Annotated in this window: 15 protein-coding genes and 1 tRNA gene; 10 read left to right on the top strand and 6 right to left on the bottom strand. The window is 48.7% G+C overall.

Annotated elements, in window-relative coordinates; translation table 11 throughout:
• Positions 1-7: 7 nt before the first annotated feature.
• The gene (locus OIK42_RS03150; RefSeq protein WP_273638319.1) at positions 8-1,093 is read right to left on the bottom strand and encodes a methyltransferase; all 1,086 of its coding nucleotides are present in this window, start codon (positions 1,091-1,093) and stop codon (positions 8-10) included.
• On the bottom strand, positions 1,090-1,809 hold the full coding sequence (gene trmB / locus OIK42_RS03155; RefSeq protein WP_273638321.1) for a tRNA (guanosine(46)-N7)-methyltransferase TrmB: 720 nt from the start codon (positions 1,807-1,809) through the stop codon (positions 1,090-1,092). The genes OIK42_RS03150 and trmB overlap by 4 nt, the downstream gene beginning before the upstream one ends.
• A 124-nt stretch (positions 1,810-1,933) precedes the next feature.
• Between trmB and OIK42_RS03160 the strand changes: the two genes are divergently transcribed.
• On the top strand, positions 1,934-2,440 hold the full coding sequence (locus tag OIK42_RS03160; RefSeq protein WP_273638323.1) for an NUDIX domain-containing protein: 507 nt from the start codon (positions 1,934-1,936) through the stop codon (positions 2,438-2,440).
• Here the strand turns inward: OIK42_RS03160 and OIK42_RS03165 are convergent.
• Positions 2,429-3,118: an alpha/beta fold hydrolase gene (locus tag OIK42_RS03165; RefSeq protein ID WP_273638325.1), complete on the bottom strand. Its 690-nt coding sequence runs from the start codon at positions 3,116-3,118 to the stop codon at positions 2,429-2,431. The genes OIK42_RS03160 and OIK42_RS03165 overlap by 12 nt on opposite strands.
• Before the next feature lie 111 nt (positions 3,119-3,229).
• Between OIK42_RS03165 and mutY the strand changes: the two genes are divergently transcribed.
• From mutY to OIK42_RS03180, 3 genes are all read left to right on the top strand, one after another.
• Entirely contained in the window at positions 3,230-4,270 is a 1,041-nt protein-coding gene (gene mutY, locus OIK42_RS03170) for an A/G-specific adenine glycosylase (protein ID WP_273638327.1), read from the top strand.
• Between the two features lie 28 nt (positions 4,271-4,298).
• Positions 4,299-4,577, top strand: coding sequence for an oxidative damage protection protein (locus OIK42_RS03175; protein WP_273638329.1), 279 nt, complete (start codon positions 4,299-4,301; stop codon positions 4,575-4,577).
• A gap of 127 nt (positions 4,578-4,704) precedes the next feature.
• Positions 4,705-4,780, top strand: a tRNA-Phe gene (locus OIK42_RS03180).
• Between the two features lie 194 nt (positions 4,781-4,974).
• On the opposite strand, the gene OIK42_RS03185 is transcribed toward OIK42_RS03180, so the two are convergent.
• Positions 4,975-6,459: a sensor domain-containing diguanylate cyclase gene (locus OIK42_RS03185; RefSeq protein ID WP_273638331.1), complete on the bottom strand. Its 1,485-nt coding sequence runs from the start codon at positions 6,457-6,459 to the stop codon at positions 4,975-4,977.
• Positions 6,460-7,378: 919 nt separating this feature from the next.
• Between OIK42_RS03185 and OIK42_RS03190 the strand changes: the two genes are divergently transcribed.
• The 5 genes from OIK42_RS03190 (at position 7,379) to OIK42_RS03210 (ending at position 13,382) form a co-directional block, all read left to right on the top strand.
• Positions 7,379-7,999, top strand: a complete 621-nt coding sequence (locus OIK42_RS03190) for a DUF4402 domain-containing protein (RefSeq protein ID WP_273638333.1) — start codon at positions 7,379-7,381, stop codon at positions 7,997-7,999.
• 217 nt (positions 8,000-8,216) lie between these two features.
• A complete protein-coding gene (locus tag OIK42_RS03195; protein WP_273638335.1) occupies positions 8,217-8,540 on the top strand; it encodes a hypothetical protein in 324 nt (107 codons plus the stop codon).
• A 9-nt stretch (positions 8,541-8,549) separates the two neighbouring features.
• Positions 8,550-9,392, top strand: coding sequence for a fimbrial biogenesis chaperone (locus OIK42_RS03200; RefSeq protein WP_273638337.1), 843 nt, complete (start codon positions 8,550-8,552; stop codon positions 9,390-9,392).
• A 56-nt stretch (positions 9,393-9,448) separates the two neighbouring features.
• The gene (locus tag OIK42_RS03205) at positions 9,449-12,652 is read left to right on the top strand and encodes an SdrD B-like domain-containing protein (protein ID WP_273638339.1); all 3,204 of its coding nucleotides are present in this window, start codon (positions 9,449-9,451) and stop codon (positions 12,650-12,652) included.
• Positions 12,653-12,659: 7 nt separating this feature from the next.
• Complete coding sequence (locus tag OIK42_RS03210; RefSeq protein WP_273638342.1) at positions 12,660-13,382, top strand: SPOR domain-containing protein; 723 nt, start codon at positions 12,660-12,662, stop codon at positions 13,380-13,382.
• A gap of 3 nt (positions 13,383-13,385) precedes the next feature.
• Here OIK42_RS03210 and OIK42_RS03215 read toward each other — a convergent pair whose 3' ends face one another.
• Together OIK42_RS03215 and OIK42_RS03220 are read right to left on the bottom strand one after the other, a co-directional pair.
• A complete protein-coding gene (locus tag OIK42_RS03215; protein ID WP_273638343.1) occupies positions 13,386-14,012 on the bottom strand; it encodes a FlgO family outer membrane protein in 627 nt (208 codons plus the stop codon).
• Complete coding sequence (locus OIK42_RS03220) at positions 14,002-14,496, bottom strand: FlgO family outer membrane protein (RefSeq protein WP_273638344.1); 495 nt, start codon at positions 14,494-14,496, stop codon at positions 14,002-14,004. Before OIK42_RS03220 ends, OIK42_RS03215 begins: the two co-directional genes overlap by 11 nt.
• A 387-nt stretch (positions 14,497-14,883) precedes the next feature.
• Between OIK42_RS03220 and OIK42_RS03225 the strand changes: the two genes are divergently transcribed.
• Complete coding sequence (locus OIK42_RS03225) at positions 14,884-15,501, top strand: hypothetical protein (RefSeq protein ID WP_273638345.1); 618 nt, start codon at positions 14,884-14,886, stop codon at positions 15,499-15,501.
• The last annotated feature ends 33 nt before the right edge of the window (positions 15,502-15,534 follow it).

Consider the following 15,534-nt stretch of genomic DNA (forward strand, 5'->3'; position numbering starts at 1 on the left):
TGGAACGTTAACTTTGCACAAAATATACGGCGAAGCGATTATCCTGAGCCAGCATTGACGGTTGAGCGAATTGCTCTTCAAGCAATTCGGCATAGGGTAAAAACCGGTTTGCCACAACAAACAGTTTACCCTTGGAAAGCAAGTGTTGTTTGGCCGTGTTAATAAATTCACGGGTAACGCGATAATCCGTTTTTACGCCGGTATGAAAGGGCGGGTTCGTAACAATTGCGCTGTAGCGGCCGTCGATACCCTGCAGGGTGTCGGCGCCAATAATAATGCCCTGACAATGGTTTAAAGCCAGTGTCTGGGCACTGCTCCATAGGGCCAGTGCGCTGACATCGAGCAGTTGAAAGGAGGCTTTACACCCCAAGGTTTGCAAATAACTGGCGATGACGCCCGCGCCACAGGCAAAATCCAACACTTTACCCGACAGGATAGCAGGCAGTTTACTGAGCAACATTGCCGTGCCCTGATCCAGCTCGCGATGGCTGAAGACGCCAGGCAGTGAGCATACCTGCCATTCATGATTGTTGTGTGTATAAGTATCAACGGCTGACCAGTCATGGATGTCAAACCCAGCGGGTGCGGAGCTAATATCACAGGTTAACCAACTGCAATGGCGCGCGGAATCGAGTTTACTGACATCGCCCAACGGCGTGAGTATTTTGCCGGCACTTTTAATACCGCCTTTGTTTTCTCCCACAACATGCACTCGCCCGCCATTACCACAAAGGGCTGCAGCCATATTCAGCAGCATGGTTAGATGGGCTTTGGCTTTAGGCATAAAAATCAGCACATCGCTGGCGTCCACCGCGCTAATGAAAGGGGCAAATACATGAGTGTGTAAATCGGCTACCCGTTCAACGCGAAGATTAGCGCTGTCAGCAACGATATCGCGACTATCAAAGGTGACAGCCGACTGAGTATTGCCGGACTGACTGAAGACATCAAAATACTGATGTAACACGGTGAGCTTAACGTCGGCCAGCAGGCTAAACAACGCGGCATCATCAGGGTTGATGATTAACCAGTTGCCGTGCTCAAACTGGTCGATATTGCGTTTTATTAACTGACTTTGCGGCGACAAACTCATTGCTTACGCTCGAAAATAAGATCCCATACACCGTGCCCCAGTTTTTGACCGCGCACCTCGAATTTGGTGATCGGCCGGTAATCCGGGCGACTCACGTAGTTTCCTTCGGCCGCGGTATTGCTAAAACCCGCTGCGCTATTCATGACTTCAGCCATATGTTCAGCATAAGGCTGCCAATCGGTGGCCATATGAAAGGTGCCACCAATTGCCAGCTTTTTGCGCACCAGTTCAACGAACTCAGGTTGCACTATACGGCGTTTGTGGTGGCGCTTTTTATGCCATGGATCAGGAAAGAACAACTGTAATCTGTGCAGGCTGGCATCAGGGATCATGTTGTTGAGCACCTCAACGGCGTCGTGCTCCATGAGCCGGATATTCTCGACATTCAGCTCGGCTGCATCGGCCAGGCAGGCACCCACGCCAGGACGGTGTACTTCGATACCAATAAAATTCAGCTCAGGCGCTTCGTGAGCCATGGTGACCAGCGACTTACCCATACCAAAGCCAATTTCCAGCACTACCGGCGCACTGCGGTTGAACACGTCGTTAAAATCGAGCTCAGACGCCTGGTAATCAATGCCTCTGGTTGGCCAATAGTCGTCCAGGGCCCGCTGCTGAGCCTTGGTTAAACGGCCCTCACGCTTTACAAAACTTTTTATTTTACTGATATAGACACCGGCCGCTTCTGCTTCGGCCTGAGATTTAAATTGTCGCATGGTAACCTGTCACCTGTTGATTGCAGCGGCATTATCCACGTCGCGTACAAAATTGCAACGATCAAGCGCTATACGCCGCGTAAACACTGATTAAGCGTAAGCCAAGGAAGAGGATTATAACAGCATGCCAAAGAATTATTGTCCGCGTTGCGGTAGCCTTGCTCTGTTGAGCCATGATGGCAATCAATACGGCTGTGAGCAATGTGATTTTGAATTGTTTCGCAATGTTGCGGCTGCGGTAGGTGTAGTACTGGTACACCAACAACATATTTTATTGGTTAAGCGCAGTAAAGCACCGCAGGCCGGGATGTGGGACTTGCCCGGTGGGTTTGTTAACCGCGGAGAAACCGCTGAGCAGGCATTACGCCGGGAATGCCAGGAGGAACTGGCCATTCAGCTCGATAGTGAACTGGCCTTTTTGGGCGCGTGGCCAAATCTTTATGCCTATAAAGAGCTGGAATACCCGACCCTCGATATTTTTTATACCGCTACGCTGACTAACCGGCCGCAACTCACCGCCGATAACACTGAAGTGTATGACGTTACCTGGATGAGCAGTGATGCCTGTCGCACCCTTGATATGGCATTTAACTCTGGCGCCCTTGCCATTGCGGCTTACTTACGACGGTGATACCAGAGTCTCGAGTAACTCCGCCACGGCTTTGGGTTGCTCAAGAAGCATCATATGGCCGCTATTTTCAATAATGGTTAATTCAGCCCCGTTAATTTGCTTACAGGCGGCTTGCATTGCCGGCAATGGCGCGACGGTATCCTGCCTGGCGGCAACCAGCCTTACCGGACAGTCCAGCTGACTTAACGGTGCCGTGAGATCCTTGCGTGGCGTGGTACTTTGAATATGCGCTTTGAGTGTGGCACTGCCTAAATCGTCGGCCATGTCGGTGAGAACGGGTAATAAGGTCTCTTGATGCGGTGCCAGCAGCATATTTTGCAAATAGCCTTGTGCCGTGACGTTTACCTTACCTGTTGCCAACTGCCGGAGCAGTTGCTGGCGGCGTTGCAGCTCTGCTTCGGATAAACCGCCGGGTGCATACCCCAGAATAGTTAACGAAGCCACCTTTTGCGGAAAAGTAAGGGCCCATAGCGCTGCGATATAACCCCCCATAGAATGACCAATGAGATGGCTTTTGCCGTCCGGATCTGTGCGATCGGTGGTGAGTGCGAGCATTTCGTCTAACGAGTTTGCCCACTGTAAAGGTACGTAGGCCCGTGACGGCAGACTCAACTGCTTCCATATTGGCAACCAAACCCGTTCGTCACATAAGGTGCCGGGTAAAAATACGTAACGCATAGTCTGTCCTTTAGATTCAACAAGGCGAGCGTATCAGGCACTACGGTATTGGTGCAATCACTGATACACTCAGGGCCAAAATAATAGAGCTGTCATTCAGAGAGGAGCAGTGTGAGTTCATTTTCAGACCGGGTATTAACATGGTTCGACGCCAATGGCCGTAAACACCTGCCGTGGCAACAACAAATTTCTGCATACCGGGTATGGGTGTCAGAAATTATGTTGCAGCAAACTCAGGTGACTACCGTGATACCCTATTTTGAACGCTTTATGCAGCGTTTTCCTGACGTTGTGTCGCTGGCTGATGCACCCCAAGACGATGTACTGCACCTGTGGACCGGTCTTGGCTACTATGCGCGGGCGCGCAACCTGCATAAAGCGGCGCAGCAAATTGCAGTGCAACACAACGGTGAATTTCCGCAAACGCTGGAGCAGGTCATGGCGTTGCCCGGCATAGGCCGTTCAACGGCAGGGGCGATACTATCGATTGCCTGTGGGCAGTCACACCCCATTTTAGACGGCAACGTAAAGCGCGTATTAGCGCGGTATTATGCTGTTTCTGGCTGGCCGGGTAAGCGTGCGGTAGAAGACACGCTGTGGCAGCATGCTACGGCGAATACGCCTGCCACCCGAACGCATCACTACACACAGGCCATGATGGACTTGGGTGCCATGATTTGTACCCGCAGTAAGCCGGCGTGCGATCAATGCCCGCTGCAAAGTGATTGCATTGCCTACGCTCAGGGGCAGCAAAGTGATTATCCGGGTAAAAAGCCGAAAAAAATCTTACCGGTAAAGCGTACCATCATGTGGATCCCGTTTTATCAGGGCAGTGTGCTGTTAACCCAGCGACCACAAAGTGGCATATGGGGCGGCCTGTGGAGTTTTGTGGAAGGTGACACCGACACCAGTTTACCCCATGCACTGAGGTCGGTTACCGGCAGTGACTTTAACACCGATGCGTTACCGGGTTTTCGTCATACCTTTAGTCACTATCATTTGGATATTCAGCCCATACTTATTGAATGTCGGTCGTTACCAGCCGGAATTAGCGAAGACACCCATCGCTGGGTTGATTTGAGCCAGTCACTGACCATTGGCGTACCCACACCAGTAAAAAGAATCCTCACAGGACTAACCAAACAGTTATAATGAGGGCAAAGCCCCACGGAGAATGATTATGCCTAGAACTGTACATTGCGCCCATTTCGATAAAGAAGCCGACGGGCTTGATTTTCAGCTTTATCCCGGAGAACTGGGAAAGCGAATTTTTGAGAGTATTTCCAAAGAAGCCTGGGGCGAATGGCAAAAAAAGCAAACCATGCTGATTAACGAAAAAAAGCTCAATATGATGGAACCAACGGACCGCAAGTTTTTAGAAGCGCAAATGGAAGCCTTCTTATTTGAGGGTAAAGAGCCCACTATTGAGGGCTATGTTCCGCCAAATAAGTCAAATTGAGCGCAATTTGACTAAAGAACGCGCAGTCGAACAAATTTCTTCGAAAAAACGGTTGACTTAAAAGCGCGAAACTCGTTAAATACGCACCCACAGCGAGACGGCAAACGTCAAATCGCTAAACAGTTTCGCCTCGATAGCTCAGTTGGTAGAGCAGCGGATTGAAAATCCGCGTGTCCCTGGTTCGATCCCGGGTCGAGGCACCATCATTGGAGCCCTTGCAGAAATGCGAGGGCTTTTTTGATCCTGATGTCAAAAACTCTCGGTAAATTGTACACGCGGGCGTGCCGCCTGCCGGTAACCGTGAGTCACGATCCCGGGTCGAGGCACCATTCTTAAAAAGCCTCGCTTGAAAATGTGCTTTGCTCTCTCGTTGTCAGCGGGGTCGCAAAAACGCAGCCTATAAATTGCTGATGATGATCTTGTTTCTGCCCGTTTTTTTAGCTTGGTATAACGCATTGTCAGCATCAATCAATAACTGATCCCGCGACCAGTTGGTGGCCGACTGGGCCGCAAGCCCAAAGCTACAGGTAACCCGAATTGTGACGTTTTCATTTTTGTAATCGAATGGAATGGCCAGTTCAGCGATTGCTCTTCTGCACCGCTCGAGACAGCTCTGTGCCTCTTCAAGGCGGGTATCAGGTAATAACAGTGCAAATTCTTCGCCTCCCAGGCGGCCTAAAATGTCTATATCGGCGCGAATTTGTTGCTTTATCGCATTACACACCGCGATTAGAACCAGATCGCCCGCAGCATGACCATACCGATCGTTGACCTGTTTAAAATAATCGATATCCATCATGGCCAGGCAGAGCGGGTTTAAAGATCGTTGTGCCTTGATCATTTCACTGTCGACTTGTTGCTGAAAAGCCCTTCGATTAAGTACTTCCGTAAGTGAATCGATGGTTGCCAGACGCTCCATTTCTAGCGCAATTCGTTTATTCGCTGCTACCTCTTCAGCCAACTGTTCGGTGCGCAGGTTAACCCGGTTTTCCAATAGATCCCTTTCTTCCCGGAGGTTTTTTAACAGTTGCATTCGTTGTAAATTAACTGCATGAACCACATAACCAATTAGTATCACCTGAGTAATATAGTGTTGATTACTTAGCCAGAGATTGGCGGTTAAATCGCCGTCAATAGAACTAAGAATGGCAAGCAATGCACCTGAACAAACCAATGTATAGTTGATGCACAAATAATGGGTTTGCTGCTTAAAAGCCAGTAACAAAACCAGAGGGGTTAATATCATGCTTACAATGTAATAACCCTGATGGGCTAACAATTGAGTTTCACCCATTACCCAAATGACCAGGATGGCTGTCAGGATTGGCAGAATCCGCAATAATATTTCCCCCGATGTTATACCCTTATTCGGCTGCTCAAAAATAATTAGCAAGGGCGCGAGCATAATCAGGCCTGTATAATCACTCAGGATCCACAGCCAGATTAGTTCGGGCCAATCTTCAATTTTATAAACGTAAACCATTATGCTGCCCCCCAGGATGGCTCCTGAGACTGCAAGAGTGAGAAAGCCACCAAACACCAGGGCGATGATATGAGGGAGAGAAGTAAGAGGATTGTTTTGGGAATTAAAGCGTCTTTCTACCAGTACCCCAAGGTAGGCAGCGAATGCATTAGTAACCGGTACTAAATAGGCAAGTGGTAGAATGTTGAGGAACAAATAAGCATGAAAGCTTTCGGCAATGATTATTGGCAACAGAGCGCGTTTGCCATATTTTCGGGCAACCCAGTAAGTCACCGCAGCTGAAGGCCAGATAGTGACAATATTTTGCGTTGCAAAACCTAGTTTATAGGTCACTGCAATTACAAAAAAAGTGAGTAGACTAACTCCTAAAAATTGAGGGAGTCCGTATCTTTTATTCATTACCCGCTCTGTTGTTGCCCGTGCCTGTTTCACATCACATCTTAAATAGTAGCTAAATAATCACCTTAGTCAGTTAAAAAATGAAATGTTGCTCAAGTTTAACGCCCAGTTGCGGTGAAGCGCTGCATTATCTGCAAACAATGCCAGAAGCTATTGGTCACAGTACCCGCACCAACAGCTTAGTGTGGCGGTCGCAGATGATATAGACGGTAACTCGCTCCGACAATTACCCAAAAGTTTAAAAAACGAGCATTAGTAAAATGTTTCGATTTGATACGCCGTTCCCGGCAATTTGAAACCATGGCTGGATGTAAAGGCGACACCGGCAGGATCAGTAAAAAGCATATAACGATCGATACAAAGTTATAGATCGTTATACTCATCAACCACAAAATTCCCGCCTGCAACATTAAATAACTGATGCCTGATTGACGATGAAACGACGAAACGCTTGCTCAGGGAGCGTATAGCAAATGTCACTGATGGCAACGGCTCAAGCCATGTGATCATGCGCTGGTTAGCGCAATACGTTTGATGTGGTGTTCGACAATACGCTTAGGCTCAGGGAATATTGTCAATGCTTCTCGTCATCGTTTGGCAACACGTTTTAATATAATAACAATGTCAACCTTTTTTTTTAGGCTACACTTTTTTTGAGATGTCTACATTATGCCGCAGTATTTACCTTTTGGCCGAGTTGAGCAAATATTAACCGTTGTTGGTTACAGGTGATTTTAACTGATTACCGCCCGTATTTGAATTCGGCGACGAAATGTAAGATTCGCGCGGAAAAGCTATAAAAATCAAATTTATGGCTAAAGATTCGGCGCGGCATGCCGATACAGACTCCGGCGCTGGGAGTTATCCACATATAAAAGATAACTAAAAAGCGTTGTTTATTACCTAATTAGGATTTCATATGAAAACTTTTAATAAAAATTTATCGGTAATTGGTACCGCGTTAATTGCTACCCTGGCCGGTTCAGCTTCTGCAGAAACTGTAACTGTACCCGTTACGTTAACGGTCGATAATACCATTGCGTTTACCCAAACCGGTACTCTTGATTTTGGTACCCTTCGCGCCACTGCCGATGGCTCAGCAGCTGTAAATTGTGTTGGTTTAACCATGCCGGCAAACCCTGCTTCTGCTCTAAACGCAACGCTTGGAACCGCGGGTTCAACGGCGTGTACTGCCACAGGTACCGCGGTTATCCAAAACGTTGGCGGCACGCCTACGCGTCCTGAGTTCGCAGTAGCCGGTCTGGCACCATTTACCGTGCTTACTTTAACGTTGCCAACAACGGCAGATTTGGCCCTTAACCCGGCTCCGGCAGGCGCGCCAATCTTCAGGTTACTTGATTTTACCGCGTATCAGTCTTCAGGCACGCCGGGCGCAGTAACCACCACTGTGACTGCTGATAATGTGGGTGATATTGCCTTTACCGTTGGCGCAACGATCATTACCGATCCGACTACCGCCAGCCTTCAATACGAAAACACCTCTTATACTGGTGATTTTGACGTAACTGTAAGTTACTAATTACTAAATTCATGAAAATTCAGGCTAAACGATGTATGCTTAAAGCATTCCTTGTTTGGCCTGTTATTTTATGTGGTTAATTAACAATCGCAGTTGCTGTATATGCTTACTAGGGTTGTTTTCATGCTTTTCTGTGAAAGGCGAGCTATTAACCGACAGCCCTTTTAGTTTTGGTAGAATAGCCGTTACGAATAACAGCTCCGTGAGTAGTGTGCAAATGTCGCGGACAGGCCGGGCAAGTGCAACAAATAGTATTTACATTTTAGAGCTGGGAACCCCCGGCGTATATTCTCTTACCGATCTGCCTCCGTATACGGTCATTAATCTGACTGCCAATGTGCCCGCATATTCTTCTTCAACAATTCCTGGTACACAGCAGTTTGTTTTACGCGCCGTTGACATGCCCGCGTCGGTGAATGCCGGACCGGCAGGTATCGCACAATTTTCTATTGGTGGTGTTCTTGAAACCTCGGGTTTGGGAGGCACGTATATTAGTCCTGCGTCCTACAACATCGACCTGGCAATTGACATAAGTTACTGAAGGTACAAAATGAAAAAAACAATAACCCTTCCTTTTATTATCGTAGTCTTATTGCTCGCTACGTTTAATGCAGCCGCAAATTTATTAATATATCCGGTGCGCGTTTCGTTTGACGAGAATGAGCGTACTGCAGAGTTATCGCTGACGAATACCTCCCAGGCAACCAATACCTACCGATTAAGTTGGCGAGAGAATATCGCCTTAGCGGAAGGGGGTTATGAGGAGGTCAAAAAAGAAGACATCAGCGGGTTACCGTTAGCGAGCCCGATGCTCAGATTTGCACCGCGACAGGTAACGCTTAAGCCTGGTGAGCGACAAGTGATCAAGCTGGCATTGCGACGCCCACGTGACCTGGCGGATGGTGAGTACCGCTCCCATTTACTGTTTAAAGCGTTACCGTCGTCAAATGATAACAGCGGCGCTGGCTCCGGGACCTCCATGCAAATCAATATGACGGTAAGTTTTGCGGTGCCGGTGTCAGTACAGCAAGGGAGTTACGATAGTGCTGTTAAGTTAGAAGACACCACCTTGGCTTATGACCCTAATCAAAGTTCGGGATCAGTCACCGTTAGATTATCTCGCCAGGGGTTACATTCATCCAGCGGTGATATTTCTGCGTTCTGGACGCCGGATGGTGGCAAAGAACAGCTGATTGCTAAACGTGCCGACTATAATTTGTGGGCTGAACTTGATGATGCGACAACACAGCTGGTTTGGGCTAAAACTGACTTTGAACCCCAGGACGGCACACTGCGAATTCTCTACGAGGGAGTCAGAGATTTTAAAGGGATGGTATATGTCGATGAAACGCTGCGGTTTAATAAATCAGATATTGATGTAATATCACAATAACACTATTGCTCATATGTAGCTGAATAACATTGAATATACTACGGTTGCTCTTGCGATTGACCATACCAGCAGCAGGTAAGCTGCTGGTCGCTGCCGTGATAACGATAGTTAGTGTTATTTCTCAGGCCAGCGCACAAATTGTGTTACCAGAGGATGTGCGGCAAACCATCAAGCGTATTAACACTATTTACCAGGCGCGGGCACAGAACACCACAACACCACAGACCGCGCAGAACAAATCAATGCCCGAGCCGTTGCAAACGCCTTCAGACGCGCTGCAAACCAGGACTGAGACTGCCGTTCAACCTGAGCCTCAGCCGCAAGTTCAGAATCAATCCAATGAAAGCACTGTTGCGGTCGGCGCTGACCAGGTAGCTAACGCACCGCCAAGCGCTTTTGAGAGTCGTTTTGCGGTGGGCGAAGAGCTTATCTATTCGTTGCAACTGGGTGATTTGTTTTTGGGCGATGTATTCGCTATTCGCAGTCCCAACGGATATCGACTCGGGCTGCAGGAGTTTACGCAGTTGGTCGATTTTGCCATCGATGTTGATATCGAAAACGTAACGGCATCGGGTTGGTTTATCGCCCAGCAAAACAGCTTTGCGTTGCAGCAACAGGCCGATGAGTCGCTGTCGGTGATGGCAGGCTCTGAGCTCTATTCTGTTGCGCCGGCGCGATATAACATCCAGGACGATATATACATCGAACTGGCTGATATTGAGCGATGGTTTGGCATCAATACGGTTATTGATGAGGCACAGTTGAACATTGCGCTCACATCCAGCGAGCCTTTTCCCATTGAACAACGTTTGGCCAGACAGCGAAAACGTTTCGATAAAAATACCTCTTTCTCAAAGTCAGTCTTACCCGTTAAAGAAAACGGTTATAAATTGCTGTCAACACCGTTACTGGATGTCCAGGCATCTACCCGAATTAAAGAATCAACGACCGATGCGTCTTACTCGCTGCTTTCAAGCCAGGATGCCGGCTATTTTTCCAGCCAGGTCTTTTTGTCGGGTAACGACAACAATGGTTTAGTTGACGCGCGCCTGAACTTATCAAGACAATCAAATAACGCAGATTTACTGGGGCCGCTAAAAATGACCGAGTACGCCTTTGGCGACGTTACACCGGTCAATATTGGCGCGGGGGATACGCAGGCGCAGGGACGGGGGTTCAGAATGAGCAACGCCCGCTACGGTATTGTCGATAACCGGCGGGTCAATCTGGTCGGTGAAATCCAGGTTGGCTGGGATATAGAGTTGTACAGAAACGGTGTTCTGATTGACAACCGCACCAGTGTGACCGAAGGTCGATACGAATTTAACGATGTAGAACTGGGGTTTGGGCAAAACGATTTTGAATTTGTATTTTATGGCCCTCAGGGGCAAATAGAGCGTCGCCAGGAGTCATATTATGTTGACTCTAACATTGCTGAGCAGGGCGAGAGTTTATTGCAGTTTTCGGCGGTGCAAAGTAACGAGTCACTGTTAGGTGTGGGAGATTTCACTGATGATCCAACCCGTTTGGGGCCGTTAGTAAGCTTGTCATATGACTATGGCGTAACCGATTGGCTGTCATTTGGCGTGGGCGGTTCTTACTTTTCACCGGAGCAAGGCGACAAGGTCGAAAGTCTCGCCCTGCGTTCAAATCTGGTGCTGGGTGGATTGGGTTTAATCAATAGCATTTTTCAGCTTGAAAATGATGAGCGCCGAACCATGCTGCACTCATTCCGCACGCAGATTGCCGGGGTGAGTATAGATTCCACCTACCGTCGAAGTGAACTGCTCAATGAATCATTGCTTGAGCAACCGGGTGTAGTTCAGCCCATTACCGAAGACATTAATTTGCGCTTCTCCGGGGCATTGTTTGCCAGCTTTGGCACGCCGCTTAACTATCAAAATGTATGGACGCGCTCCGAACTGCCTAACGGCGGTGTCAATCAGCAGTTTCAGAATGCCTTAGGTATTAACTCTTCCTGGGGATCATTTTCTCACGGTGTACTGTGGCAAAAGGAAACATCGCCTGGTGCCGAACCCGATAGCGCTGCGCCAATTGAGTCAACGCTCGGTTCGCTGGCCTATCGGAATCGCTTTGGGCCGGTATTTACACGCTTTTTTGGCGAGTATGAAATTGATCCTGATACCCGTTTTAGCTCAGTCGGTACGTCCCTGAATTACCCAATTACCAATAAACTTACCTCTGAACTGCGTTATACCTACGATGTGAGGTCAGAGCGTTCGCGCTACGATCTTCGCTTAAACTGGCTGGGCGATAATGTTTCATTGAGCGGTGTTGCTAACTATGCCGAAGGACAGGACTGGAGTATCAACCTGATACTTCGGTTTGGCCTTGGCTACGACAGTGCGACGAACACGTTTTTTACTTCGGGCCGGGCCTTGTCTCAATCCGGCGCGGTTGTGCTCAGGATGTTTGAGGACGAAAACCTCGATGGCACTTATAATGAAGGCGAGCCTACCCTGGAGAACGTTGAGGTAAGTGCCACGCAAGCCTTTCGCGATCAAAAGACCAATGAGCAAGGCCTGGCAGTACTTAAGTCGCTGCCGGCTAACAGACGCACTGATATTGTCGTGGATGAGTCGTCTTTTACACATCCGAGTATGACGGTGGCGACCGATGGGTTCGCAGTGGCGAGTCGTCGTGGCAGTATTCAGCAATTTGACATTCCGGTCGTCCGGGCCGGTGAGCTGGACGGGGTATTGTACTGGCGCACCAAGAACGACGAAGAGCAGGCCGCGCCTTACGTAAGAATGAATATGGTGAATCAGGAAGGCGAGGTCGTTGCCACTACCCGTACAGAGTTCGATGGCTATTATTTGTTTACAAAAATCATGCCCGGCACTTATGCTATTGAAGTTGATACGTCTGCCGGACGGCAGCGCGGTATGACACCTGAGCGCTATAAGAGTGTGACGGTGTCAAATAAAGGCGATTTAATTACCGGTGTTGATATGACCCTGCGCGAGCTACTCTCTGCAAGAGGGTTTGTTGCCGCGGCGGGCGAGTTTTCGTCATTACCCATGCTCAAACTCTATCTCAAGCTGCTGGACCGGCGTCTGGACTCTGATTTACTCAACAATGTGTTTTATTATGTATCAGAGTCAGACAAGTACATATTGGGCATTGCCTATCAAGAGGGGCAGAGAGAGCAGGATAGCGCCAGTATGATGGACGTGTGCAAACTAATGCGAGCGAAGAATGTGGCTTGCAACGTCAATACGGTAGAGTTTAACTATTAGGATAACAATGAAGAGACAGTATTTCGGAGCCATTGGGCTGATACTGGGAGCGCTGTTGAGTGGCTGCGCTAACCAGCCTGCGAATCAGCAAGCACCTGAAGCAGACTCAACTGTTGCACCGCTGACCGCTGAGGAACGCGCAGAAATCAGAACTTTGCTGGCTAATTATCCGCAACACAACGATGCCATTAATGCCTGGCAGGCTCGTCGCGGAGATGTCGAGCGGTTATTGGCGTTGGAAGACGAGTTTAAAATACTGATCTCCCAATTGAACGCGCTGGCGGTGTCTGCAGAGCCTGCCACTACCACCAATGCCAATAGCAATGAACAGGTCACTCCGGTGCCTGCGCCAACCACGGCGAGTAAAGCAGAGCCTCAGGCGGCTAAAAAAATGGCGCCTGTTTCTGAGAGTGTCAGGGTCGAAAAGACCGACGCGCAACAGACCGAAGCCATTGCAGGTCAGTATGGTGTGCAACTGGCGGCAATGACAGAAAAGCAATCCCTGGTGGCGTTATGGCGCAGCCTCAACAGTCAGGCGCCGACGGTTTTTTCAGCGCAAACACCGCGCTATCAAAAGCTGACGGTGAACGGCAACGACATTTTCAGGCTAAAAACCGGACTGTTCGGCAACCGGACCGGCGCCGATGAGATGTGCCGGCGCGTGAGAGCGTTACAAAGAGTGTGTATTGTAACCCAGTATGATGGCTCTGAGCAGGCGCTTACGTGGTAGGCGTTAGCGCGCGCTGACCTGACCAAATTCCTCGGCAATAAAATACGGTATAAGCTGGCTGTTAGAAGCCAGTACCCGCTTCGTCTGCAACTCCAGCAATTTGGTATTTACTTTTACGCCGCGACGTTCGTAAATAAGGTTGCCGCTTAATACGCAACATATGTCGCGGGCTAACTTGCCAGCATCGCGGTTAAAGGCAAAGCTACCGTTCGCATTCATTGAAATTGCGTTACTGGTGGTAATATCCATCATTGGATAGCCCATGTTAGACATTTCAATTAATACTGCTTCAGCCAGCTGATTGCCCAAACCGTTGGTGGTCGTCAGGTTGTCATCAAATTCAACGTATGAGGCAACGGCGATAGGCTTATCAAACTGACCGCGCAATTTTAATTGCATAACAATTTGCTCGGCGTAATCGGACAGTACTTTATTGTGATTAACCGGTGAGTATACAGAGTAGTCACGGTTTGGGGGGGCGTTTTGAACAGCAGACGCTGCTTGCTCATTGGCAAAAATGTCCAACACAACGTCTTCTGTTGAGACCTGCTCAGCGCTTTGACAGCCCGCCAGGAACAGGGCGAACAACGCCACACCAAACAGGTTTTTACCGTTGCGATTAACTCTCATAGTGAGCTCCGCTATTTTTAGGGTGGCGCAAAACATACTGCAAATACTCCGGCGGAATGGTCGTTTCGCCTGTCGCCAGTACGGTTTGCGAGGAAAGTTCAACAATTCGGGCATGTACACTAATGCCATTGTGCTGTACCAAATAGGTGCCCAGTAAAGCATAGGTTGCTGAAATACTTTCTTTGAGTTCAAGATAATCGCGGGTCATTACAAAGTCGCCCTGTTCAGTGACGCGAATATAATCGGCGGCTTTGAAGTCTACGGTTGTCAGGCCGAATCGGTGTAACTCCGACATAAACGCTTCGGCAAGCTCAAAGCTTAGTGTCGAACTTTGCGTGAGATCGGAGTCAACCCGCACAAAGGTGGTTACTGCGATTTTTCCGTCGGGATCGAGGTTACGCATATTAATGGCCATTTCGTCGACCATTATTTTAGCGTAGCCCTGAATGCTTTGTGATAGGCGCGGGGATTGCGAATGCTGCATGGTGCCCAACTGATATAAATTAGCTGTGCTGGCTGATTGGCTTGTCCCATTTGTATTGATTAAACTGCAGCTTTGTAAGCTGGCAGCGAGTATCAATAGCACGAGCTTAATATTCATTATCGAACCTATAACCGTTAGTAGTACAGAACTAATAATAGCAGAAAGCATGCCATGTATATTTTAAAGTGGCGTATATCTTGCGTGGCTTATTTTTGTGTACGATTACACTCACAGATAACCGAAGCTTTACAGGAGCTCACCTTAATGCCGCATAGTTTGATGTTGTATTGCAGAAGTCACTCACGGATTGTGCTGAGTCTTGTTGCATATATTGCGTTGAGTATCAGCGGCTGTACCAGTCAATCAGGCACCGCAATACAGGAGCCGATGACAGCAGAGGAGGTGACGGTTTTTATCCAGGAGTGGCAAAACGTAAAGCCACAAATTAATGAGCTTGCCGCCCTTAAAGCAGATCTTGCCATTATATTAGCCGAAGTGAACAGGCAGTCGGAGCTTACCAACCTGCCGCCACAATACGCCGGGCAACTTCAGGTTGACCACATAGAGGCAGAAGAAGATGACTACCTTTTGGATGAAGCATTCGAAAGCGACCCGTCGACGGTCGCGGAAGAAGGAGACGACATTTCCGATGACGCATCTGAAGGCGGCATGTCGATGCCCGCTGAAGAGGGTAATGCGCAACTACAACGGCAACCCTATGCCGCTCACCTGGCTTATTTCATAAGTTTGCCGGCAGCCAGACAGGGCTGGTCCAGAGTCACGCGTCAGTTTCCTGCTCTGCAGGGAGCCGTGCAGGTAAAAGTATTTACTGAGAGAATGGGGGAGCAAATGCTGCATAGTCTGAGAATCGGCCCCTTTGAAACCGAAATGGCCTCAAACCGAGTGTGTCAGGTATTTAAAACGCTTAATTTTAAGTGTAGGGCCGTTATGTTTGAAGGTGAAGATATAACGGTTGGCGACGATAATAGTCGTGTTACCGAATAGTCTGCAGGACGTCGTCTAATCCAATAATCGGGT

The sequence above is a fragment of the Alteromonas gilva genome (assembly GCF_028595265.1).
GTDB classification, from domain to species: domain Bacteria; phylum Pseudomonadota; class Gammaproteobacteria; order Enterobacterales; family Alteromonadaceae; genus Alteromonas; species Alteromonas gilva.